Origin of the sequence: Cellulosilyticum sp. I15G10I2, assembly GCF_900095725.1 — a bacterium.
Lineage (GTDB): Bacteria > Bacillota > Clostridia > Lachnospirales > Cellulosilyticaceae > FMMP01.
In genome coordinates this window covers 1,391,735-1,413,558 of record NZ_FMMP01000006.1, presented here as the reverse complement: position 1 = coordinate 1,413,558, position 21,824 = coordinate 1,391,735, and the positions used below count along the sequence as shown (strand labels likewise).

At 36.2% G+C, this 21,824-nt stretch carries 22 protein-coding genes; 15 read left to right on the top strand and 7 right to left on the bottom strand.

Annotation, left to right across the window (positions count from 1 at the left end):
• The first annotated feature begins 20 nt into the window (after positions 1 to 20).
• Genes BN3326_RS06795 through BN3326_RS06780 form a run of 4 tightly spaced genes read left to right on the top strand, consistent with a single transcriptional unit; the run spans position 21 to position 6,290 of the window.
• Positions 21 to 1,433, top strand: coding sequence for a phosphoglucomutase/phosphomannomutase family protein (locus BN3326_RS06795; RefSeq protein ID WP_069998337.1), 1,413 nt, complete (start codon positions 21 to 23; stop codon positions 1,431 to 1,433).
• A 2-nt stretch (positions 1,434 to 1,435) separates the two neighbouring features.
• Positions 1,436 to 2,053: a carbohydrate-binding family 9-like protein gene (locus BN3326_RS06790; RefSeq protein WP_069998336.1), complete on the top strand. Its 618-nt coding sequence runs from the start codon at positions 1,436 to 1,438 to the stop codon at positions 2,051 to 2,053.
• Positions 2,054 to 2,068: 15 nt separating this feature from the next.
• Complete coding sequence (locus BN3326_RS06785; RefSeq protein WP_069998335.1) at positions 2,069 to 3,694, top strand: glycoside hydrolase family 3 protein; 1,626 nt, start codon at positions 2,069 to 2,071, stop codon at positions 3,692 to 3,694.
• Positions 3,678 to 6,290 (top strand): GH36-type glycosyl hydrolase domain-containing protein, encoded by a 2,613-nt coding sequence (locus BN3326_RS06780; protein WP_069998334.1) that lies wholly within the window; start codon positions 3,678 to 3,680, stop codon positions 6,288 to 6,290. Before BN3326_RS06785 ends, BN3326_RS06780 begins: the two co-directional genes overlap by 17 nt.
• A 68-nt stretch (positions 6,291 to 6,358) precedes the next feature.
• On the opposite strand, the gene BN3326_RS06775 is transcribed toward BN3326_RS06780, so the two are convergent.
• Together BN3326_RS06775 and BN3326_RS06770 are read right to left on the bottom strand one after the other, a co-directional pair.
• The gene (locus BN3326_RS06775; RefSeq protein ID WP_069998333.1) at positions 6,359 to 7,381 is read right to left on the bottom strand and encodes a copper amine oxidase N-terminal domain-containing protein; all 1,023 of its coding nucleotides are present in this window, start codon (positions 7,379 to 7,381) and stop codon (positions 6,359 to 6,361) included.
• 142 nt (positions 7,382 to 7,523) lie between these two features.
• Positions 7,524 to 7,706 carry a heavy-metal-associated domain-containing protein gene (locus tag BN3326_RS06770; RefSeq protein WP_330389641.1) on the bottom strand — a complete coding sequence of 61 codons (183 nt, stop codon included), beginning with the start codon at positions 7,704 to 7,706 and terminating at the stop codon, positions 7,524 to 7,526.
• Positions 7,707 to 8,078: 372 nt separating this feature from the next.
• Here BN3326_RS06770 and cysK point away from each other — a divergent pair, with 372 nt between their 5' ends.
• Positions 8,079 to 9,014 (top strand): cysteine synthase A, encoded by a 936-nt coding sequence (gene cysK / locus BN3326_RS06765; protein WP_069998331.1) that lies wholly within the window; start codon positions 8,079 to 8,081, stop codon positions 9,012 to 9,014.
• A gap of 99 nt (positions 9,015 to 9,113) precedes the next feature.
• On the opposite strand, the gene BN3326_RS06760 is transcribed toward cysK, so the two are convergent.
• Positions 9,114 to 9,293 carry a transcriptional regulator gene (locus BN3326_RS06760; protein WP_069998330.1) on the bottom strand — a complete coding sequence of 60 codons (180 nt, stop codon included), beginning with the start codon at positions 9,291 to 9,293 and terminating at the stop codon, positions 9,114 to 9,116.
• Between the two features lie 259 nt (positions 9,294 to 9,552).
• On the opposite strand from BN3326_RS06760, the gene BN3326_RS06755 reads away from it, so the two are divergent.
• Both BN3326_RS06755 and BN3326_RS22525 read left to right on the top strand, forming a co-directional pair.
• Positions 9,553 to 10,752 carry a class I SAM-dependent rRNA methyltransferase gene (locus BN3326_RS06755; protein WP_069998329.1) on the top strand — a complete coding sequence of 400 codons (1,200 nt, stop codon included), beginning with the start codon at positions 9,553 to 9,555 and terminating at the stop codon, positions 10,750 to 10,752.
• A gap of 92 nt (positions 10,753 to 10,844) precedes the next feature.
• Entirely contained in the window at positions 10,845 to 10,967 is a 123-nt protein-coding gene (locus BN3326_RS22525; RefSeq protein ID WP_255363183.1) for a hypothetical protein, read from the top strand.
• Positions 10,968 to 11,062: 95 nt separating this feature from the next.
• On the opposite strand, the gene BN3326_RS06750 is transcribed toward BN3326_RS22525, so the two are convergent.
• The 3 genes from BN3326_RS06750 to BN3326_RS06740 all read right to left on the bottom strand — a co-directional run bounded on the left by BN3326_RS06750 (position 11,063) and on the right by BN3326_RS06740 (position 13,470).
• The gene (locus BN3326_RS06750; protein WP_069998328.1) at positions 11,063 to 11,575 is read right to left on the bottom strand and encodes a folate family ECF transporter S component; all 513 of its coding nucleotides are present in this window, start codon (positions 11,573 to 11,575) and stop codon (positions 11,063 to 11,065) included.
• A gap of 25 nt (positions 11,576 to 11,600) precedes the next feature.
• Positions 11,601 to 12,899: a bifunctional folylpolyglutamate synthase/dihydrofolate synthase gene (locus tag BN3326_RS06745; protein WP_083258546.1), complete on the bottom strand. Its 1,299-nt coding sequence runs from the start codon at positions 12,897 to 12,899 to the stop codon at positions 11,601 to 11,603.
• 121 nt (positions 12,900 to 13,020) lie between these two features.
• A complete protein-coding gene (locus BN3326_RS06740; RefSeq protein ID WP_069998327.1) occupies positions 13,021 to 13,470 on the bottom strand; it encodes a staygreen family protein in 450 nt (149 codons plus the stop codon).
• A gap of 147 nt (positions 13,471 to 13,617) precedes the next feature.
• On the opposite strand from BN3326_RS06740, the gene BN3326_RS06735 reads away from it, so the two are divergent.
• From BN3326_RS06735 to BN3326_RS06715, 5 genes are all read left to right on the top strand, one after another.
• Entirely contained in the window at positions 13,618 to 15,375 is a 1,758-nt protein-coding gene (locus tag BN3326_RS06735; RefSeq protein ID WP_069998326.1) for a helicase-related protein, read from the top strand.
• Between the two features lie 286 nt (positions 15,376 to 15,661).
• Entirely contained in the window at positions 15,662 to 15,862 is a 201-nt protein-coding gene (locus BN3326_RS06730) for a cold-shock protein (protein WP_069998325.1), read from the top strand.
• Between the two features lie 214 nt (positions 15,863 to 16,076).
• A complete protein-coding gene (locus BN3326_RS06725; RefSeq protein WP_330389640.1) occupies positions 16,077 to 17,045 on the top strand; it encodes a metal ABC transporter substrate-binding protein in 969 nt (322 codons plus the stop codon).
• Positions 17,045 to 17,839, top strand: coding sequence for a metal ABC transporter ATP-binding protein (locus tag BN3326_RS06720; protein WP_069998324.1), 795 nt, complete (start codon positions 17,045 to 17,047; stop codon positions 17,837 to 17,839). The genes BN3326_RS06725 and BN3326_RS06720 overlap by 1 nt, the downstream gene beginning before the upstream one ends.
• The gene (locus BN3326_RS06715; protein ID WP_069998323.1) at positions 17,836 to 18,684 is read left to right on the top strand and encodes a metal ABC transporter permease; all 849 of its coding nucleotides are present in this window, start codon (positions 17,836 to 17,838) and stop codon (positions 18,682 to 18,684) included. The genes BN3326_RS06720 and BN3326_RS06715 overlap by 4 nt, the downstream gene beginning before the upstream one ends.
• Positions 18,685 to 18,694: 10 nt before the next feature.
• Here BN3326_RS06715 and BN3326_RS06710 read toward each other — a convergent pair whose 3' ends face one another.
• On the bottom strand, positions 18,695 to 19,111 hold the full coding sequence (locus BN3326_RS06710; RefSeq protein WP_069998322.1) for a Fur family transcriptional regulator: 417 nt from the start codon (positions 19,109 to 19,111) through the stop codon (positions 18,695 to 18,697).
• Positions 19,112 to 19,284: 173 nt separating this feature from the next.
• Between BN3326_RS06710 and BN3326_RS06705 the strand changes: the two genes are divergently transcribed.
• From BN3326_RS06705 to BN3326_RS06695, 3 genes are read left to right on the top strand one after another with little or no spacing between them, the layout of a single operon-like run.
• Positions 19,285 to 20,241, top strand: coding sequence for a CobW family GTP-binding protein (locus BN3326_RS06705; protein WP_069998321.1), 957 nt, complete (start codon positions 19,285 to 19,287; stop codon positions 20,239 to 20,241).
• Positions 20,242 to 20,254: 13 nt separating this feature from the next.
• Positions 20,255 to 20,920 carry a GTP-binding protein gene (locus BN3326_RS06700; RefSeq protein ID WP_069998320.1) on the top strand — a complete coding sequence of 222 codons (666 nt, stop codon included), beginning with the start codon at positions 20,255 to 20,257 and terminating at the stop codon, positions 20,918 to 20,920.
• On the top strand, positions 20,917 to 21,819 hold the full coding sequence (locus BN3326_RS06695; RefSeq protein ID WP_069998319.1) for a permease: 903 nt from the start codon (positions 20,917 to 20,919) through the stop codon (positions 21,817 to 21,819). Before BN3326_RS06700 ends, BN3326_RS06695 begins: the two co-directional genes overlap by 4 nt.
• The last annotated feature ends 5 nt before the right edge of the window (positions 21,820 to 21,824 follow it).

The window sequence follows — 21,824 nt, the reverse complement described above, 5'->3', positions numbered from 1 at the left end:
TAATAAAAGGAGATGGGAAGATGATTGCATTTGGAACAGGCGGATGGCGGGCTATTATAGGAGATGAATTTATTAAAAGTAATATAATACTTGTGGCACAAGCAGTAGCTCAGATGATGAAAGAAGACGCGGTCACAGATCAAGGATTGGTTATAGGCTATGATAGGCGTTTTTTATCGGTTAAGGCAGCTAAATGGATCAGTGAAGTGGCAGCTGGTAATGGTATTCCTGTTCAATTCATTAATAAAATGGCTCCGACGCCGCTGATTATGCATTATATCAAAACTTATAGAAGTCACTATGGCATAGCTGTTACAGCAAGCCACAATCCTGCAGAATATAATGGTATTAAGATTTTTACAAAAGGCGGGAGAGATGCTGCAGAGGATATAACCCAAAGAGTAGAGTGCATTATAGCCTCTTTAACTTCTCAAGATATTCAAACAATAGAGTATGATGAGGCTAAAGCGCAAGGACTTATTGAAGAAATTAATCCTTTTAATGACTATATAGATACGCTGCTTAAGTTATTAGACAGAGAGGCTATTAGAAAAAAGGATCTTAAAATCTTAGTCGATCCTATGTTTGGCGTTTCTAAAAATGCACTGCAAGCTTTACTTATAAGCTGCAGATGTGAAGTGGATGTCATTCATGAAAGACATGATACTACCTTTGGCGGGCGACTGCCCTCACCTAGTGCTAATACACTTATGCGGCTTGCAAACATGGTAGTTGAAAAAGAATATGATATAGGTATTGGGACAGATGGCGATGCAGATAGATTAGGCATTATAGATGAAAAAGGAGCATTTATACATCCTAATGATATTATGGCACTTTTATATTATTATCTCTTAAAGTATAAAGGCTGGAGAGGTCCTGTTGTCCGTAATATTGCAACGACCCATCTTTTAGATGCCATAGCTGAGCGTTTTGGAGAAGTGTGTTATGAGGTACCCGTTGGCTTTAAACATATTTCAGCAAAGATGGATGAGACAAATGCTTTAATAGGCGGAGAAAGCAGCGGAGGGCTTACGATAAGAGGACATATCAAAGGGAAAGATGGTATTTTTGCGGCAGGCCTTTTAGTAGAAATGATTTGTGTAACGGGTAAGCACTTAGCAGAAATGCTGGATGAAATTCATCAGGAATTTGGCAAGTTTGTTATGCTGGAGTTTGACAGGAGATTTTCACAAGCTGAGAAAATGAGAGTAACACATCTTTTATTTGAAGAGAAGCAGCTTCCTGTTTTTGATACACGAGTCAGCCGGATAAGCTATGAAGATGGGGTTAAAGTTTACTTTGAAAATGGAGGCTGGATTATAGCACGTTTTTCAGGTACAGAGCCTCTGATAAGAATATTTGCTGAGATGAGTACAAGAGAAGAAGCACAGAAAACGAGTCAAAAGATGTTAACATTTTTGGAGGTATAGTTATGGAAAAGCAAGCTATTATTTATGATTTTCAAAGTGAGCCTGTTAATTGGGCACAAGTTCCTAAACTTAAGATAGAGGAGTACCCGTGGTACACTGGAGGGGAGAAGCAGCCTACTACTGTTCAGTGTGCGATAAGTCAAGGCGTTATACATATCAAAACACACAGTATAGACCATAATATACGGGCCGAAGCAAAGGTAACTAACGAAGCAGTGTGCGAAGACAGCTGCTTTGAGTGGTTTGTAACCCCAGTGAATAAAAAGGGTGAAAGCTATTTTAATATTGAAGTAAGCTGTAATGGTACCATTTATATGGCGTATAGAGATAACACAAAGGATAAAAAGTTTGCTCCTAAAGAGCTGATCGATCAGATTAAGATACATTCAGAGCTGCATGAAACGTACTGGACATTGGATCTAGCTATTCCTCTAAGTGTATTAGAAACGATGCAGGAGGCACCAATAGATAAGGAAGTATGGTATGCAAACTTCTATAGATGCGGTGGTAAACAAGATCAGCAGTATGCTTGTTGGAATGCGATTACCGCACCACGGCCTAATTTTCATTTGCCCAATCAATTTGGCAAGTTTATTATTTCCCCAGTATCCATTCATTAATATGCGGAGGCGCCTATGTTTGATATACAACAAGTTTTTAAAGAGATGACATTACGCGAAAAAATCGGGCAGACTTTTCTTCAATATTATCAAGGCTACGAAGATATGCCAGAAAATTTAATAGCAATGAATAAGAGGACGGAGCTTGGTGGTATTATATTTTTTTCTGGCAATAATGTAAGGGACATTGAGCAGCTTCATGCAATGAGCAAAAATATTAAAGCACATGCTAAAGAAAACAGATTCAAGATTCCTATTCTTTTAAGTATTGACCAAGAAGGCGGACAGCTGACTGCAATACATAAAGGAACGGTTATGTTTCCAGGCAATATGGCAATGGGTTTTGCAAATGATCAGGCTATGGCCTATCGGCAGGGAAAACACGTTGCTAAGGAGCTTAAATATGCAGGGATAGATTTATGCTATGCACCTGTACTTGACGTAAGCTATGACAGAGTAAACGGCATACCAGTAGTAGATAATAGAATTTACTCAAGTAATCCTTGTGTGGTAGCTGATATGGGGAAAGGGTTTATAAGAGGACTCCAAGAAGAGCGTGTTATGGCATGTGGCAAACATTTTCCGGGGATGCGGCTGACACAAGAGGATACGCACTTTAAAATGGATGTTCATCCAGGCGATATAGAAAGACTTGAATCCGTAGAGCTCTTGCCGTTTAAAGAGGCTATAGCAGATGGGCTGGATTGTATCATGATGCATCATGGCATATTTACAGCAATAGACAGTGAGAAACCAGCTTCTTTATCCAAAGCGGTTATTGATTATCTGCGTCACAAGTTAGGCTTTAAGGGACTTATTGTAACAGATGATCTCGTAATGCAGGCTATACTTAATGCTTATGGTGAAAAAGATGCTTTGATTTATGCCCTGAATGCAGGCAGTGATCTTATTATCTCGACGTGTGCCGGTCCTTGGTATGTGGATTTTATAGAAATGTGCGTTAAAGAGGGAAGCATCTCAGAAGAACGTATTAACGAGGCCTGCTTTAAAGTACTAGAGTATAAAGCAAAATATGCGAGCGAACCCATTCCAGAAGAAAAAGGTTTTTGTAAAAGTGAAGGCAGTCGTATAGCTTACAATATAGCTAAAAAATCACTTATTCTGTACAAAGGAAACTCACAAGATTTTCCAATTAAACTGGATAAAGAGCAAAAACTAGGTATTATATTTGGAAATCCAGCAAGGCTTGTGATGAGTGATGCGATTAATCTCTACGATAAGCTTTCATTAGAAGATACCATTAGAAACGACGGCTATCATCATAATATAAAAGAAGTCATCATGCCATGGCGTCCCACGCATATGGAGATGGTATCTGTAGGAGACATTGCTATTATTTCAGATTTTGTTATTTTTACAACAGTTAATGCCTATTGTTTTAGAGAACAGGTAGAAACGATTGAGTACATCAGACAGTTTTGCCCTCATAAAAAGATTATGGGTATAGCAACAAGAAGTCCAGAAGATGCAAAAATACTCGCTAAGTACTGTGACTATGTGATCATAACAGGAGGTCTTACGCAGGTCACCCTAAGCGCCCTGGCAGAGACTTTATTTGGAGATGGGAAATTTGATTTCAATGAGGCAAAAGAAGAGGTGATCTATGAAACTCAAAGATAAAGTTAACACCTATCAAAAGGCTTATCAAAGACTAAATGATTACCCAGCCGAGGCGCTGGAAAAGGAAATGCCTGGCCAAGTTTATTTTATAGAAAATAATGACATATTATGTTTACCAAGAGAAAATGGGGACAGCAGATACCCTTTGGGACAAGATGGGTTTAACTATTGGGTCTATGCATCAGGTTATATGCATAGCAATGAAGGTTTATTTTCTCAGTACTTAAGAGCTTCAGAGGGGCAGGAGCCTAAAATAGCTTTTTTTGCAGGATTTGAAAAAGACGGTCAATATGAGGTGGTACCGCTATTGTCAGTTCCAGTTATTCTAGCAAAAGAATGCGTAGAACGTTACACAATATTTACAACAAAAAGTGCTTATTATATAACAGAGACAAATGGGGTAAGATTTGCCGTCAGAGTTTTTGTAGATGTGGCTAGAAACACTTATTGGAGTTTAACTGCAGAAAATCTAAGCCATGAAAATAAGAAGTTTTTTGTAGCTTCTTATTTTAATCCCTTTCTTAAAAATGCAGTGATGGAAGGCGCAGAAAATCGCTGGTTTAGACAAGCTTCTGTAGTTCCTAAAAAGGGGGAGCAGAATCTTGACAGCTTCTTAATAGAAGTTTATGAAGAAAGAGATAGAGGCGCTATGATGCCGAATTATGCTGTTTTTACAAGACATATAGAAGCATCCCAGGGAGCTGAAATAATAAGCATTGAAGAAACGACTTCGAGAAATGATTATGTGGGGGGAACGATCAGTTCACTTCATACGCCAAAGGCTCTTTATAAAGGCACTTTTGGACAGACGAAGAAAGTCACATCTTTTACAGAGATTGGCATAGCAGGAGATATATTTCATTTAGCATTAAAGCCTTACAGTGATATAAGAATAGATACGAAGATGAGCTGTGTACTAGAAGAAGAACAAAAAGACACTGCCATTTCAAGCAGTCCTTCACCGCAAATGATCGATGCACTAGAAAGCGCGCTTATTGCACAAGATAAAGCACGTCAAGAGGCCCTTAAAGTTAAGTTTGGCAAAAGATTAAAAGCGGAGATTAAAGAAGAAGTCCTTAACGCATTCTTTGAGCATCTCAAAAAGCAAGTCGAGTTTTGTGCGGTTATTAAAGGCTATGTTCAATTATCAAATTTCTCACTTATTGGGATAAGAGATGTTTATCAAGCGATGGAGGGGTTAATTGCCTGGCAGCCTGAAACTGCAAGAGCTAAGATGCTGGAAGGCCTTAACTTTATTCAGCCTGATGGTCGTGCGCCAAGGCAATATTCCCTGCCAGCATTTGAAGGTGCTTCTCCTGCTATGGATCTAAGAGCTTTTATTGACCAAGGGGTATGGATTATTTCAACTATCAGCACCTATTTGAAATATACTGGAGACTTCGATTTCTTAAATGAAATGTGTGGCTACTATGAGTTTGTGGATGAAAAAGCACATACTGCAAAAAAGCTTGACCAAAAGAGTTCAGTGCTTCAGCATATGTTTGATATTATGAATTTCTTACTTAAAAATAGAGATACTGGCGCTACAGGCTGTATTTATGCACTGTATGGAGATTGGAATGATGCACTAGATGGACTGGGGGTCAGCACAAACAAAGATAAGGCATTTGGTACGGGAGTCTCGATAATGGCAACACTTCAAGTGTATCAAAATTGTCAGGAGATGATAGAGCTTCTTGAGTACTTAGATAAAGAGTATTATCAAGAAAAGATAGAAGGCTATAGAAGCGCTAGACAGCAACTTGAAGAAGGTCTTCTTAAGTATGCTGTTATACAGAATGAAAAAGGGGAGAAAAAGATTGTCCATGGCTGGGGAGATGAGAGAAGCTACTTAGTAGGCAGTTTTAATGATCCTGATGGTAAGGCACGGGACGGTATTACCTCCAATGCTTTTTGGGTGCTATCTGATATGTATAGTAAGGATGTAAGTATCAAAGCAGCCATACTAGATGCCTATAGGCGGCTTGATTCCAAATACGGACTTAAGACATTCTGTCCTCACTTTGAAAAAGGAACGCACGGCGTGGGCCGTATACCTAATCTTCCAAAAGGAACAGCTGAAAATGGAGCAGTTTATATTCATGCCTCAGCCTTTGGCATTATGTCTCTCTTTAAAATGGGAGAATCACATAGTGCGTGGGAAGAACTTGCTAAAGCATTACCTTTCACTCATGAGAGGCTTTCGGTATCGCCTTATGTTGTGCCAAATTCCTATGGGTATAATGAAGAAAAGAAGATAGATGGAGAATCCATGCAGGATTGGCAGACAGGCAGCTCAAACGTTATACTTAAAACATTTATCAAGTATATATTTGGGATACAGCCTGAATACGCGGGGATATGGATACAGCCCTCAAAAGACATTCCTTTTGAAAGTATGGAGGTGGAAATGACTCTACGAGGCTGTAGGGTGATAATAAAATATACGAATATGCACAGAGAAGGACGCACCTTTAAAGTAAATGATAGATGTGAAGAGTGTATCTATGACACTCAGATGCAGCAAAATAAATTATGGATGCCTTATGATAAGCTGGCTAACTTAAAGACCTTTGAAGTAGAAGTGATGGATTAAAAGTAAGGTGTATTTGACAAGTAGTATACTAAGTTGTCAAATACACCTTTTAAGTGTTTATCGATAATTTAATTTATAATTTTACCACTGATTACAACCTGTGAACCGAAAATATCTGCATGATCTAAGCGCATCACATCTTTAAAGAAACTTAACGGAACAAAGGTGGTATTCTCCACGAGTTCAGGCGCAGTACCTAATTGAATAGGAGCAGTTTTCATATAAGTATAATAGTCTTCATCTATTGCTAAAGAAATACCTTTACCAACCCTGATGGTCTTTGAACGTTCTTCCCAAGAGACTTCAAAACCAACCGCTTCACTAATTGCACGAAGAGGAACCATCAAGGTATTCAGATCATTTGTATAAACAGCAGGTGATGCTATCTTTTTATCATTGATTAAAAGTTCAAGATCTGAAATAGCATCTGAAGTGGGTAAAACAGGTTCTGGTTCTTCAAAAAGTACAATAACTTTAGAAGGGGTTGTTTGTGCAGGAAGGCTTTTGGTTGAAATACCATAAAGGACTGCCAGCTTTCTGCTCGCAAGTTCTCCTTCAAAAGGCTTTCCATCGTGAGATATGATTTCCGTATCCTTAGAAATATTGAGTTTTAATAAGCCATCAGCACTTACAAGATCTTTATCAAATACATCCACTTTAATAGTTTGTTCCGGCGTGCCCACAACAACTACTTCTGCATTATACTGTGCTGGGTAAATTAAAATCATTGGTCTTGTGGCATCATAAAATCCAGTAATAGTTGCCCCTTTGGTTATTTCTGCATCACCAATAATATAGGTGTTTTCAGAGATGATAATGTTTGCTGGAATTCCTTCATCGTTTTCTACAGAGACTATTATTGACCCTTTTATAGCTGGATAAGCAGCTAATTCTTTTACGACTCCAGTAAAAGAATTAAAATGAGAGTGTTTGATGGTATCAAGCGGAGCACTTATTGGAATAGCTGATTCAATAGGGAGAGAAGTATTGTCTAAGACTATTGTATCTGAGAAGGAAGCGAAAGATGTAACTGCCAAAGCAGATAAAATAGCAACTGGTAAAAAGCCTGTAAGTAATTTTTTAAATTTCATTGATTTTTCTCCTTTTATATAAGTTTGATAAGAAATTAGACGCCAAAAGAAAAATAAAAGTTCCCTTAAATAGAAGATAACTACAAAAAATACCCTATTCCAGAAATGTTAGCTGAAATAGGGCTTTTATTGAATACATCAATTAATCTATTTTACATCCAATATGTTCAATACATTGAATAATTTCGGATTCTTGAGTGGCTTCATTATAGCCAACTTCTATAGAACCTCTACCTAAATCTACATTAACCATTTGAACACCTGATAGTTGATTAAGTGCATTTTTAACTTGTGTTTTAATTTGAGAGTTTTGTAATCCAGACACGTTATAATGAACTTTATTCATGGAATTATTCCTTTCTTGGCAAATAGTACACTCTTAATTATAAGAGAAACAACTTCAATTATAGTATGGGATAAAGTGAAAAAAATTATAATGGAAATATTTCTGATAAAGGATATCGAAGAAAATAAAATTAAAACCAACTAAATATATAGAAATTGTAGGAAATGTATTGACGAATAAATTTGTTAGAGTTATACTTAAGTAAATAATTCAATAATATTCATATATAGGAAGCAGCTAAGCAATAAAATAGTATGAAAAAATGAGTATGGGATGGCTGACTTGCATATGCTAATAGGAATGTATTCATTTGGTTTAAAAAAATACAATTAAAAAAACGGAGGAGATCACATGAGTAAAATAGCAAAGAATTTAACAGATTTAATTGGTAACACCCCTTTATTAGAGCTTAGTAACTATAATGAGCAAAAAGGAACAGAAGCAACTATAATAGCTAAACTAGAATCGTTTAATCCAGCCTCTAGTGTAAAAGATAGAATAGGTTATGCAATGATTAAAGATGCTGAAGATAAGGGTCTTATTAATAAAGATACAGTGATTGTTGAACCAACTAGTGGGAATACGGGGATTGCGCTTGCTTTTGTTGCAGCAGCAAAAGGCTATAAACTCATTATTACGTTACCAGAGACTTTTAGTGTTGAAAGAAGAAATCTTTTAAAAGCATTAGGTGCTGAGCTTGTTTTAACACCAGGACCTGAAGGGATGGGTGGCGCTATAAAGAAAGCCGAAGAGATTGTAGCACAAACCGAAAACGCAGTACTACTTCAGCAATTTAAAAATCCTGCGAACCCAGAAATTCATAGAAATACAACTGCAGAAGAAATCTGGAGAGATACAGAAGGTAACATAGATATTTTCGTCGGCGGTGTAGGTACAGGGGGAACCATAACGGGCGTAGGAGAAGTTTTAAAACAAAAAAATCCTAATGTTAAAATCGTTGCTGTTGAGCCAACAGATTCACCTGTTTTATCTGGTGGTGCAAAAGGACCACATAAAATCCAAGGCATAGGCGCTGGATTTATACCAGATAACTTAAATCTAAAGGTAGTAGATGAGATCTTCCAAGTTAAAAATGAAGAAGCTTTTGAGACTTCTAGAGCACTTGCTCGTTCAGAAGGGTTATTAGTAGGGATTTCATCAGGGGCGGCGGCATATGCTGCCACTCAAATTGCAAAACGTCCAGAAAACAAAGGGAAAAATATTGTTGTTCTGCTTCCGGATACAGGAGAAAGATATTTATCCACAACGCTTTATACAGAAGCCTAGGTAAGATAAACACAAATAAGTATCAAAATAAATAAGCATTAAAATAAAACAGCACCCCAAGACTTCGATTAAAGTTTAGGGTGCTTTTTTCTATTTAGATTATTCTGCAGGCGTCCATTTGCAGCGGACTGGCGAAATAATAGCATTTTCTTGTTTTAATTCTTTGAAGGCCTTATCAATTTCTTTACGGTCTAAACCAGAAAGTTTTTCAACCTCACCAGCACTTACGGGTTTACCAGCTTTTTTCATAACTTCTAGTACATTTTCTTTAATACTCATAGATTTCATCTCCTTTAGGTAGAATAACTTTTTTATTGTAATGATTATACCACTGCTGTTAGTGGTATGCAATGCATATAGGCAGAAATTATACAAGTGATATTGAGGCAGTTTAGGTCATGCAGAGATTAGATTATAAAGTAGATAGAATGCTATCAACGTATAAAAAATTAATGAAAGAAAACTTGTTTTAGGATGAAAATGGATGAGAATAGTGTATAATATACGCAGAACAAACAGAAGAAAAGAAGGTCAGTAGATGAAAACAGAAATCAAATTAAAAATTAAGCAGTCATTTGTAGGAGCGTTTAAGGAAGGCTGCCCGCTTATTGCAAAGGAAGCTATTATAAACCTTGAGGATATGCATGAAGAGGGAACAATTATTAACCTTTATGATGTAAAGCATCATTTTATAGCTAAAGGATATTACGGCAGACAAAATAAAGGATATGGCTGGGTACTTAGTAAAGACGAGAGTGAGCTCATAGATGATTCGTTTTTTGAGCAGAAGATTAAAAGGGCTATAGGGCAAAGAAAAGCATTCTTTAATAATGACCAAACCACAGCCTTTCGCGTATTTAATGGAGAAGGAGATGGCATAGGGGGACTTACAATTGATTATTTTGATGGGTTTTATGTGATCAATTGGTATAGTGAAGGTATTTACAAGTTTAAAGAGCAAGTGGTTAGGAGTCTTAAAAAAGTTACCCCGATTAAAGGAATTTATCAGAAAAAGCGATTTGATGAACAAGGTAAATATATTGAAGAGAATGATTTTGTTTATGGGGAAGAGCCAGACTTTCCTCTCATTATAAAAGAAAATGGTGTAAATTTTGCGGTGTATTTAAATGAAGGCGCTATGGTAGGCGTATTTTTAGATCAAAGAGAGGTTAGAAAGCTGATCCGAGATCACTATGCAAAGAGCAGAACGGTTCTGAATACTTTTTCTTATACAGGAGCTTTTTCAGTTTTTGCAAAACTTGGAGGTGCGGTTAAAACAACAAGTGTAGACCTTGCAAACAGAAGCCTTAGTAAAACAGAAGAGCAATTTTCGATAAATGCTATTGATCCAGGCACACAAGATATTATTGTGGAAGATGTTTTTAAATACTTTAAATATGCAGTTAGAAAAAAGTTGAAATTTGATATGGTTATTCTTGATCCCCCAAGTTTTGCAAGATCTAAGAAGTTTACTTTTAGTGCCCAAAAAGATTATAAGGACTTACTAAAAGAAGCAATTGCAATTACAGCACTAAATGGAATCATAGTTGCTTCTACAAATTGCAGTGCTTTTAATATGAATAAGTTTAAGGGATTTATTGATACCGCATTTAAGGAAATGCAGAAGCGCTATAAGCTTTTAGAAGAGTTTACACTGCCAGAAGACTTTAAAACGATTGAAGCATTTAAAGAAGGAAACTATCTAAAGGTTGTTTTTATCAAAAAATTAGATGATTGAATAAATTTTTCCATTTAATTTCATACTAAATAAGCAGAGTATGCATTTTAATTGAGAGGAAGAAGATTGCAATGAATAATAATAAAAACAGAATGAAAGACAGACCAAAGAGTAATCCAGAACTAAGGAAGATAGCACCTAAAGATAATGAAGACGCAGGTATTATAAGTGGTCATAAAATTGGGACACATGATGGGAAACATGAAAAAAATTAGTTAAATAATGCTTAAAGCTGCCTTGCTATTGTTATTGTAGAAATTATAACAATAGCAAGGCAGCTTTTGTAATGAGAGCCTAGGGCTTAGTACTTTTAAATAACATGAGTCTTTACTAATAATTTTATTTTTTCACAAACAATTGGCAAGATAGCAATATAAAGAATAAACATCACAGCAATTTTAATACCCCGTGTAATAATTAAACTTATAAACGGAACATTTTGTATAAGTGACAGCCATAGAGTATTGAGCAGTGTGTCACAAACCAAGGTTACGCAAATCGCGCTGAAAATATAAGAACGTAAAGGCGTATGGGGTTTATGCAGAAAGTATCCAAAGATCACTCCAGTCACAATAGCTGTAAGTGTAAAACCTGGAAAAAAAGGTGCATAGGGATGCATAAACCATCCTACAATATCAGATAATCCAGCAGCGATGCCGGCTATCATGGGACCATAGAGCATACCAATCATAGCAATAGCAAAGAAACCAAGTGAAATCCTAATTTGAGGTGTTTGAATCATCCAAAAACGTGTGAAAATAATATCTAATGCAATCAGCATGCCTATAATAGCTATGTTTTTAGTACGTAAGTGTTGTTTCATAGGAGAAGTCCTTTCTATCAATAAATTATAAAGACTTAAGAGCTGTAGGCACTTGGCCTATAAAGTATAAAGAGCCAAATGCAATAATAACATCCTCGGAAGAGGCATACTTAAGGGCCATATGAACCGCTGTGGCAACACAGTCACAAACCGTAACCTCAGAACAGTATTTTTGTACTTCAAGCTTAAGGGTATGGGGGTCCATAGCTCTAGGATTTGATGGTTTTACAAGGAAAATATGATCTGCTAAGGGGGCTGTAAGCTTACTGATTGCAGCATAGTCTTTATCTTGAAGCAGTCCCATGATAAAAATAATTTTTTTGTTTTTGCAGTATGCATCAATGGTTCTTGCAAGCGCTTTGGCCCCTTGCACATTATGAGCCCCATCAATAAAAAATAAAGGGTTATCATTAATTTTTTCAAACCTTCCAGGCCAGTGTGCCTGAGCTAATCCTTGGTATAGGGCTTCTGTACTTATCATAATTCCTCTTTGCTTTAATACCTCTACGACTTCAATTGCAAGTGCAGCATTGCGTATTTGATGTTCTCCAAGGAGTGGGGTTTTAATATTTGAATAATCTTTATAAGAGAAAACTTGTCCAGATAGATCATAACTTACGAGGTTCAGTCTGTCTAAGTCTAAAACTGTAAGCGGGGCATTGTTTTGTTTACAGATCTGCTCAAATACTTCATAGACTGAGTCTGTTGCAGGGTATACGACAACAGGGGAATATGGCTTGATAATCCCACTTTTCTCATAAGCTATAGCTTCTAGCGTATTGCCTAAAAACGACATATGATCTAATGCAACAGCAGTAATAACGCAGCAAAGCGGGTCAGACAGAACGTTTGTAGCATCCAGTCGTCCGCCCATACCAGCCTCTAGAACCACTGCACTGCAGCCTTTATCTTTAAAATACAGAAAGCTAAGGGCAGTTAATACTTCAAAGCGTGTAGGATGCCGCAGTCCATTTTGTACCATCTGTTCGCAATGCAATTTGATATGCTGCAGATAAGTATCAAAGTCAGAAGGTGAAATAAAATGCGTATTGATACAAATAGTCTCACGAATCGTATTAATCTCAGGAGAGGTAAATGTACCCACTTGATAATCTGCTTCCATAAGAATAGAGGTTAAATAGGCAGCTACTGAGCCTTTGCCATTGGTACCGGCTATATGAATACACTGAAGCATCTGCTGAGGATTATCCAGGCGGTCTAAGAGTTCGAGGATAGATTCAAGTCCAGGATGAGAGCCTAAAGTATCTAAATAAGCTAAATAGTGTTCTGAGGATTTATAAATAATATAAATACCCCCTTTCATTGACTAAATGTGTAATAACAAAAAAAGTCCTTAAACGCTATTTAAGGACAACTCTAGTTGGATTATACTAAATAAAATTCTAAAATTCAATGACAAATCTATATCTTTATAGGCGTGAGTACTAAATGCGATAGTTTTTCATGGTTCCAAAATAGCGGAGCTTGTTAAATTGAGGCTTAGTGGAACTAAACTGAATATATATTGGAACTTGGTCAAGGAGTGGATATTTTTCAAACAATGCACGATCAGCATATCTTATAGCTTGAAGGGCTGTAGGCATTTCTTTTAGAAAAATAGCATTGCGAATACGTATATTGTCTTTGATATTCTCGTCATCTACTAAAACTTTTCCATAGAAAATAGGTTTGTTGTTTTTGCTTAGAAGTTCAAGAAGTACTTCATCTCGTGTAGGGTTTATTTGATCTTCCGCATAAGTAAGGCCAATAGTCACAAAAAGATCTCCTGTATCATCGGAATGAGTCATGGTATATTTGCGTCCTTTAAGAGGTGATATGTTAGTGAGCGGGCTAAGATATTCGGTAAAAACTTTATTGGGATTAATTTTTTTCATAAAATAGCTCCTAAGATAGGTATTCTTTATAATATATGATAAAAGTATATGGAATGATATGGAAGAATAAATCAATATTAGGAGTACAGATAATAACTTATAGCTTATAAATTGTACACATTATAAACCGGATGAAAAGGGGGTACTATGAAAAAAAATCATAAACAACAAAGAGAATTTAAAGTTCTTAGTGATCAGCTTGTGCAAATCAAAGAAATTGTAAATAATACTAAAGCAGCGAATCTATGGTCCCATGAGGCTGCCCTTAGAAAAAAGATTAAATCATTGATGCAGATAAAAGATAAGCATTTAAAAGATTTTCATGAGGTTTATACAGCCTATAAGGAGCTATTGGACGATGTTTCCCTAAGACTGCTTGAAGATTATAATGAAAGAAATGAGACTAATTATACTTTTGAAGATATTATAAAGGGGCAAGAAGCACATTATTTAAATTCTGGCATTATAGCCGTTTTGATGACAAGTCATATTCCAGCCCTTGTTGCGGATGAGTTCAGAAGATATTTTCCACAAAACCCTAAAGATGAATATCAAGCGGCAAGAACTCTAAAAAGAAAAATCTATTTACACCTTGGGGAAACGAATACAGGAAAAACCTATAATGCTATTTGCAGACTAAAAGAGAGTAAGAAAGGTGTTTATCTGGCGCCGCTTAGAATACTTGCACTTGAAATTTTTGAGAGGCTTAATAAACAAGGTATTAAATGTAGCTTGCGAACAGGAGAAGAAGAAGTACTTATTGAAGATGCCTGCCACGTAAGTTCAACTGTAGAAAAACTTAATTTAAATGAGGACTATGATGTAGCTGTCATCGATGAAATACAAATGATAGGAGACGCCCAAAGAGGGGCTGCCTGGACAAGGGCAGTATTAGGCTTAAGGTGTAAGGAAATTCATATTTGCGGGGCGTTTAATGCTAAGGCGTTATTATTAAAAATTATAAAAGATTGTGATGATGACTATGAGATCAAAGAATATGTACGCAATACGCCGCTCGTTGTCATGGATAAATCCTTTCACCTGAAAGCTATCGAAAAAGGAGATGCTTTAGTTGTTTTTTCTAAGAAAAGAGTTTTAGAACTCGCAAAATATTATTTAGAACAAGGCATAAAGGCAAGTATCATCTATGGTGATTTGCCGCCAGAGGTAAGAAGGATGCAGTATCAGGCATTTATTAATGGTGAAAATAGTATTTTGATTGCAACAGATGCGATAGGGATGGGAGTCAATTTACCTATAAGAAGAATACTTTTTATGAATATTAAAAAATTTGATGGGGATGAAGTCAGATTTTTAACTTCCCAAGAAGTTAAGCAAATAGCAGGCAGGGCAGGAAGAAAAGGTATTTATGATACAGGTTATGCAGGGAGTATAGGAAACAATCGCTTTATAAAAGAAAATCTAGAAATACCAGATGACTGGATTTATGAGGCTGTGGTGGGACCAAGTGAAGCACTGCTGAAAATAACACAGCTGCCACTCAGGGAAAAACTTGCACTTTGGAGTACGAGGGAGGAGTCACTTAACTACTTTAGAAAGATGGATGTAAGAGATTATCTTTTAATCCTTGATCATATTAAAAAATATAAATTAAAAGAAAGTGATCAGTGGAAGCTGATGAAACTGCCCTTTGACGTAGAACAGGAAGAACTCCTGCAATGCCTTTTACACTATACCAAAGAGTATTTTATAAAAAGAAAGGATGTTCTTTGTAAACCTCATCTTATAGAAGAGCATTTAGAAGCGCTGGAAGTCTATTACCAAAAGATCAATCTTTACTACTCGTTTTCAAAAAATTTCGGTCTTGATTTTGATGAACAATGGGTCTATGAAAGCAGAAGTAAAATAAGTGAAAAAATAAATACACTGCTTATCAAATTATAGTTAAGCATGAGAAAAATAGCTCCTTGATCCAGTATAGATATTTAATGTATTTGATAGACGAGCTATTTTTTAAATCCTATACTGTTAAATAAAATGCCCAATATTTTTAAACAAAAAGGGTTGACATTTGTATCTGGGTAGACTATAATAAAAAAGTATTTCGTATGTAACCATAACTTTCACATGTTATTAGAGATTATATACTTCAAAATATAATCTGTAATAATGTGTGAATTTTTTGTTTCAATGAAGATACACACTTTTAAAAAATAGGAGGTGCCTTATTATGAATAAAGGTACAGTAAAATGGTTTAACGCAGAAAAAGGTTTTGGTTTTATTGAAAGAGCAGATGGTGATGATGTATTCGTACATTTCTCAGCAATCCAAGGAGATGGATTTAAAGCTCTTGAAGAAGGTCAAGCAGTAAGCTTTGATATTACACAAGGTAATCGCGGCGCTCAAGCAGAGAACGTTGTTAAATTATAATATCTAAACTTTAAACAGCTATTGCATTATGCAATAGCTGTTTTTTTATTATTCACTTATAAAGGAAATTAAGTCTTGGAAGAAAAGAGATGACATATACTAGAAACTGAAGTATTACTTATATTCCAAATTCTTGAAAATTGCACTTGAAAACGTCCCTGAAATATCATATAATGAAGATGCAAATCATTTGCAACAAAGGGAGGGTATTAAAGTGAGTAAAATAAAAATTAAAAAAATAGTAAGTGTGGGACTTTGCATGCTGCTAGTGGGTATGATAAGCGCATGTGGTAGCACTACCTCAACAAAAGTGACAACAAGCAAACAAGCTCAGAATAAAGATAACTTAACAATAGTAACTTCTTTTTATCCTATGTACATTGCAACACTTAATGTTGTAAGAGACGTTGAAGGCGTGGAAGTTGTTAATATGACCCCGCCTATTACTGGCTGTTTACATGACTATTCAGTTACAGCTAAAGATATGAAACTGCTTGAAGATGCACAGATCTTTGTGATTAATGGCGCGGGTATGGAGTCGTTTATGGACGATGTCGTAAGTCAGATGAAGCATCTTCAAATTATTGAGGCGGCTAAAGGCATTGAACTTCTAGAAGAAGATCATGAACATGAAGAGGAAGAAGAGGAAGAAGAGGATGAAGATCATGAAGAAACATTTAATCCGCACGTATGGGTAAGTGTGACCCATGCTATTACCCAGGTGCAAAATATCCAAAACGAACTCTCAATACTTGATCCAACCCGCAGTGAGGCCTATGAAAAAAATGCACAGGCATATATTCAAAAACTAGAAGAACTAAGAGCAAATATGCATAGAGAACTCAAAGATATTACGCAAAAAGATATTGTCACATTCCATGAAGCTTTTCCGTATTTTGCCCAGGAGTTTGATCTTAATATTGTGGGAATCATTGATCGTGAACCAGGTTCAGAGCCAAGTGCAAAAGAGCTTATTGAAACGGTAGAACAAATCAAAACATTAGGGATTAAAGCACTGTTCGCAGAACCTCAATATCCAAGCAAAGCTGCCCAGACGGTTGCTGCTGAAACGGGAGCGAAGGTATACATACTTGACCCTGCAGCTACAGGACCTATGGAAGCAGATGCCTATATCCAAATTATGAATAAAAATCTCGAAGTATTGAAAGAGGCGCTTAAATAATGTATGAAAACTGTAAAAATCTGAACCTTAGTCAGTGTACGGGTCATGGTCTGTGTTGTACAAAGGTACAGCATATGAGTGTGAAAAGGGGCGGTCATTATATTTTAAAGGACGTCGATCTGCATATACATTGCGGGGAGCTTACAGCTATTATAGGAAGTAATGGCGCTGGCAAGAGCACCTTTCTAAAAGCCTTGTTAGGAGAAATCCCTCATGGTGGAAAGGTTACTTATCTAGGCGCTAAAGAGAGTAAGGCAAAGCAGCCGATTATTGGCTATGTGCCTCAAAAATTAGACTTTGATTTAAGTGCTCCGATGAGTGTTTTGGATATTTTTGCAGCAAGTTGTTCGAACTTCCCCATATGGCTTGGGAGTTCGAACAAAATAAGAGAACGTGTTATTCGGAACTTAAAAAGAGTGCAGGCTGAGCATCTCATTGACCGCAAGCTAGGGGTACTATCAGGCGGGGAGCTGCAAAGGGTATTATTAGCTTTGGCTTTAGATCCTATTCCCAACATTTTACTCTTAGATGAGCCTGTATCAGGTATTGATCAAAATGGGCTTAAGCTATTTTATGAAATGGTTGCCAAGCTCCGTAAGGCTTATGACTTATCTATCATTTTAGTGTCTCATGATTTGCATTTAGTGGCGGAGTATGCTGATCGTGTAGCCTTTTTGAATAAGGGTGTGATTGAAAAATGTGGCACGCCAAAAGAAGTATTTGGAAGTGAAGAAGTGAGGTTGTTATTTCACATAGATTTTTATCAGGAAACAATAAGGGAGAATAACATATGACTTTTTGGTATCAGCTTATAGATTATCTTATTCCTTTTGAGTGGGCGCGGTATACTTTTATGAAAAATGCGCTGCTAGGTATACTTTTGGTAACACCAATGTTTGGCCTTTTAGGAACGATGGTTATTAATAATAAAATGGCATTTTTTTCTGATGCACTAGGGCACTCAGCGCTTACGGGGATTGCCCTAGGAGTGATGTGGGGGATTGGAAATCCCATATGGTCAATGCTGGCATTTAGTATTTTCTTAACCATAGCTATACTTAAGGTTAAGAATGCTAATACAGCTTCCATAGATACGGTTATCGGCGTATTTTCTTCTACAGCTGTGGCGCTGGGGATCGTTATTTTATCTTATAAAGGAGGCTTTGCAAAATACTCCTATTATTTAATTGGTGATTTATTAAGTATTACTGTGCAAGATATAGTATTACTCAGCATAACTTTTTTAGTTATTATTCTTTTATGGACTAGCGTTTTTAATAAGCTGTTTTTGGTAAGTCTTAATCCGTCTCTTGCAAGGAGTAGAGGGATATCGGTACATGTATGGGAGCATGTTTTTGCACTAACTATTGCTGTTATTGTAACCTTATCTATTAAATGGGTAGGGACTATGATTATTAGTTCTATGCTTATACTCCCAGCGGCTGCAGCTAGAAATATAACTTATAATGTCAAAAATTATACTTTTTTATCTATTGGTATAGCTGTTTTTTCAGGACTAAGTGGTCTGATTGTATCCTATTTTTTAGGGGCTGCCACAGGAGCTACTATCGTACTGATATTAGGGATCCTATTTGCAGTAACCTATTTGACTAAGCTGGCGATGAATCTGAGCAAATGATGAAGCATTGCTATTTGCAGTTTGAACAGTAACCCATTATTTCTAGTTTGTGATCCATAATTTCAAAATCACTGTGCTCTGACACAGTTTTTTCAATTAAAGAACAAGGACAATTTTCTAAAGGAAAAATACGTTTGCATTTGAGACAGACCATATAATGTTTATGAGTATTGGTGTTGAGTTCATAAATGGTTTTTTTTGAGTCTGAAAGCATATTTTTAATAACTATATCTTTTGAGACAAAAAGCTCTAGAATACGGTAAATAGTAGAAAGATTTACTGAGGGGTGTACTTCCGAAGCTCTAAAATAAATGGTTTCGGCAGACACTGGATGATCCGTTTCATGCAGCAAATCTAATACAAGATTTCTTTGAGACGTAGACTTGATGCCATGACTTGCAAGAAAATCTTTATGAGGCTTATCCATGTTTTGACATCCTTTCTCTTAAGTGTTTGATTAAAGTCTGTTGTTAACTTAATTTTATTATATACCACTTCTTCAAATAATCCTATGCATGATTTGAAGAAGTGGTATATAATAAAAAGGAATAATCTGACATTTCCTAGAGATGCTGAAATAAAATATAAGGAGTTGATAAAATGGCCATAGCAGTAGATGTTTTTTCAGGATTTTTAGGTGCCGGAAAAACAATGCTTATTAAGAAAATGATTTCAGAAGGGGTTTATGAGAAAGATTTAGCAATTATAGAAAATGAGTTTGGAGAAGTTGCAATAGATGGGATCTACCTTAAAGAAAGCGGCGTACAGATTAAAGAAATAGCGTCAGGGTGTATATGTTGCTCTGTGACTGGAGATTTTAAACAAGCTATTTTAGAACTCACAGAACAATATCCTATCAAACGCATTATTATAGAGCCTTCGGGTGTTGCAGCCCTATCTGATGTGCTTAAAGTTTTTAAAGAAAGCGCACTTAGAGAAAAACTTGTATTAAATAGAGTGATTACCGTGGTGGATACGACACGTTTTGAAATGTATCAAACTAATTTTAGTGCTTTTTATAAAAATCAGATTCAAAATGCAAAAACCATAGTCCTTAGTCGTACGCAGCTTGTGACACACGCTGAGCTTGAAATAGTTGTTAAGCAAATAAGAGCTTTAAATCATACAGTAGCTATTGTGACAACACCATGGGACAAACTAAGTGCCAGCGTAATTGCTAATGCAAATGAAGAAAATTTTAAAGAAGAGCTTATTAAAAAAGTAAGACAAAACGCCCGAAGCATTAAGAAAGTTGCTGGAGTGGTAAGAAATACTTCCGCACATGATGTATTTGATACCTTTGGCATCAATATGCTGAGTGTATTTGATGAAGATAAAATAAATTATATGCTAAAGGCGTTGCAAGATACTGCGAAATATGGTGAAATTTTAAGAGCTAAAGGCATTATTTGTAATACGAAGGATAAATGGATTGAATTTGACTATGTAACAGGAGAATGTGAAGTACGTGCCACGAAGCCTTATTATACAGGAAAACTTTGTGTCATTGGGACACGGTTAAATAAAAAAGCTTTACAACAACTTTTAGAAGGATAAGGTAGGTATATTCATGTTTAAAACACAAGTTGAGCTTATTACAGGTTTTATTGGCGCGGGTAAAACCACATGGATAAATCATTTGCTTAAATTAACTGCTGTGCCTGATGAAAAAATAATCGTTTTGCAGCTTGAAAAAGGACAAGAAGTATTAGATTCCGTTTTTAAACAACAAGAGGGTATTGTCTATCTAACAGAAGTTGGCGAGATACTCACATTGTCTTATCTTAAAAATTTATTGGTTTTATATGAGCCAGATAGATTGATTATTGAATGTAACGGGATGAAGATGATTGATGAAATTATTGCCTTACTTAGCAGCGCTGACATCAAAAAAAGAGCGGTTATAAGTACGTTGTTTAATCTAGCAGAAGCACCACAGTTTATGTTATACTGGCAAAACTTGAAACCTATTTTGCAGCCTGCACTTAGTCTTAGTCATATGATTATTGTTACAAAAACACATTTAATGAAACTTGGAGAAGAGAAGGCTCTATTCCAACTTCTTGAGGAAGAGAATAAAACTGCACATATTGTTTTTGTACGAGATCAGGTACATATGGAGAAAGTCGTACGTGAAAGCTCACTTTTAGATAAAGGATGGCCTAAGGCAATGAGAATAACAGCCGTTAAGCACATAAAAAAAATATTAGCTGCCTGTAAAGGAGGAAGTGTATGAAGGCTTTTTTGATTATATTTATTAGCATTATACTAGAAGCGATGCCTTTTGTATTATTAGGTGCTTTGGTTTCGGCATGTATTGGCTTATTCGTATCTGAGAGCTTAATCGAAAAGATTCTTCCTAAACGCAGATGGATAGGATTTATCGTTGCAGCGCTGTTGGGCATTGTTTTTCCAGTGTGTGAGTGTGCGATTATTCCTATTACCAGAAGGCTTATAAAAAAAGGGGTACCAATAGGTATGGGCATGACTTTTATGTTAGCTGTTCCTATTGTTAACCCTGTTGTGCTATTATCCACATATTATGCATTTAATGACAGATTATATATGCTTTATGCAAGAGCAGGGTTTGGTTTTTTGGCGGCTGTAGCCGTTGGGGTATTAATAAGCATTAGTGAAGGTTCAAGCAAGCCTGTATTAAAAGATGAAACAGTAACTGATGAGGTGCTATGCGCCTGCGGATGTCAAGAAATATACAGAGGCTATGGGGCACCTTCTTACATACGAAGCATTTTAGAACATACAAGTAAAGAGTTTCTTAATATTATCAAATATCTTGTAATCGGGGCTTCGTTATCTGCACTCTTTCAGACGTATGTGGATAAGGATATTATGCGGTTTATCGGCAGTCATTCTTATTTGGCTATTCTATTTATGATGGCACTTGCATTTGTGCTTTCAGTTTGTTCAGAAGTAGATGCATTTATAGCGAGGAGTTTTATTATGCAGTTTTCTTCAGGCTCTATTCTTGCATTTTTAGTTTTTGGGCCTATGCTGGATATTAAAAACATGCTGATGCTTATGGGGCATTTTAAAACACGATTTGTTATTAAGGTAGCTGTATATATTACACTTATAAGTGCACTGATAGGCTTTATAGCCAATCTTTTTATCTAGGAGGC

What these genes read in the sequence shown, in the direction of transcription:
- BN3326_RS06795 (WP_069998337.1), top strand. Translation starts at nt 21, where the DNA reads ATGATTGCATTTGGAACAGGCGGATGGCGGGCTATTATAGGAGATGAA.
- BN3326_RS06790 (WP_069998336.1), top strand. Translation starts at nt 1,436, where the DNA reads ATGGAAAAGCAAGCTATTATTTATGATTTTCAAAGTGAGCCTGTTAAT.
- BN3326_RS06785 (WP_069998335.1), top strand. Translation starts at nt 2,069, where the DNA reads ATGTTTGATATACAACAAGTTTTTAAAGAGATGACATTACGCGAAAAA.
- BN3326_RS06780 (WP_069998334.1), top strand. Translation starts at nt 3,678, where the DNA reads ATGAAACTCAAAGATAAAGTTAACACCTATCAAAAGGCTTATCAAAGA.
- BN3326_RS06775 (WP_069998333.1), bottom strand. Translation starts at nt 7,381, where the DNA reads ATGAAATTTAAAAAATTACTTACAGGCTTTTTACCAGTTGCTATTTTA.
- cysK (WP_069998331.1), top strand. Translation starts at nt 8,079, where the DNA reads ATGAGTAAAATAGCAAAGAATTTAACAGATTTAATTGGTAACACCCCT.
- BN3326_RS06760 (WP_069998330.1), bottom strand. Translation starts at nt 9,293, where the DNA reads ATGAGTATTAAAGAAAATGTACTAGAAGTTATGAAAAAAGCTGGTAAA.
- BN3326_RS06755 (WP_069998329.1), top strand. Translation starts at nt 9,553, where the DNA reads ATGAAAACAGAAATCAAATTAAAAATTAAGCAGTCATTTGTAGGAGCG.
- BN3326_RS22525 (WP_255363183.1), top strand. Translation starts at nt 10,845, where the DNA reads ATGAAAGACAGACCAAAGAGTAATCCAGAACTAAGGAAGATAGCACCT.
- BN3326_RS06750 (WP_069998328.1), bottom strand. Translation starts at nt 11,575, where the DNA reads ATGAAACAACACTTACGTACTAAAAACATAGCTATTATAGGCATGCTG.
- BN3326_RS06745 (WP_083258546.1), bottom strand. Translation starts at nt 12,899, where the DNA reads ATGAAAGGGGGTATTTATATTATTTATAAATCCTCAGAACACTATTTA.
- BN3326_RS06740 (WP_069998327.1), bottom strand. Translation starts at nt 13,470, where the DNA reads ATGAAAAAAATTAATCCCAATAAAGTTTTTACCGAATATCTTAGCCCG.
- BN3326_RS06735 (WP_069998326.1), top strand. Translation starts at nt 13,618, where the DNA reads ATGAAAAAAAATCATAAACAACAAAGAGAATTTAAAGTTCTTAGTGAT.
- BN3326_RS06730 (WP_069998325.1), top strand. Translation starts at nt 15,662, where the DNA reads ATGAATAAAGGTACAGTAAAATGGTTTAACGCAGAAAAAGGTTTTGGT.
- BN3326_RS06720 (WP_069998324.1), top strand. Translation starts at nt 17,045, where the DNA reads ATGTATGAAAACTGTAAAAATCTGAACCTTAGTCAGTGTACGGGTCAT.
- BN3326_RS06715 (WP_069998323.1), top strand. Translation starts at nt 17,836, where the DNA reads ATGACTTTTTGGTATCAGCTTATAGATTATCTTATTCCTTTTGAGTGG.
- BN3326_RS06710 (WP_069998322.1), bottom strand. Translation starts at nt 19,111, where the DNA reads ATGGATAAGCCTCATAAAGATTTTCTTGCAAGTCATGGCATCAAGTCT.
- BN3326_RS06705 (WP_069998321.1), top strand. Translation starts at nt 19,285, where the DNA reads ATGGCCATAGCAGTAGATGTTTTTTCAGGATTTTTAGGTGCCGGAAAA.
- BN3326_RS06700 (WP_069998320.1), top strand. Translation starts at nt 20,255, where the DNA reads ATGTTTAAAACACAAGTTGAGCTTATTACAGGTTTTATTGGCGCGGGT.
- BN3326_RS06695 (WP_069998319.1), top strand. Translation starts at nt 20,917, where the DNA reads ATGAAGGCTTTTTTGATTATATTTATTAGCATTATACTAGAAGCGATG.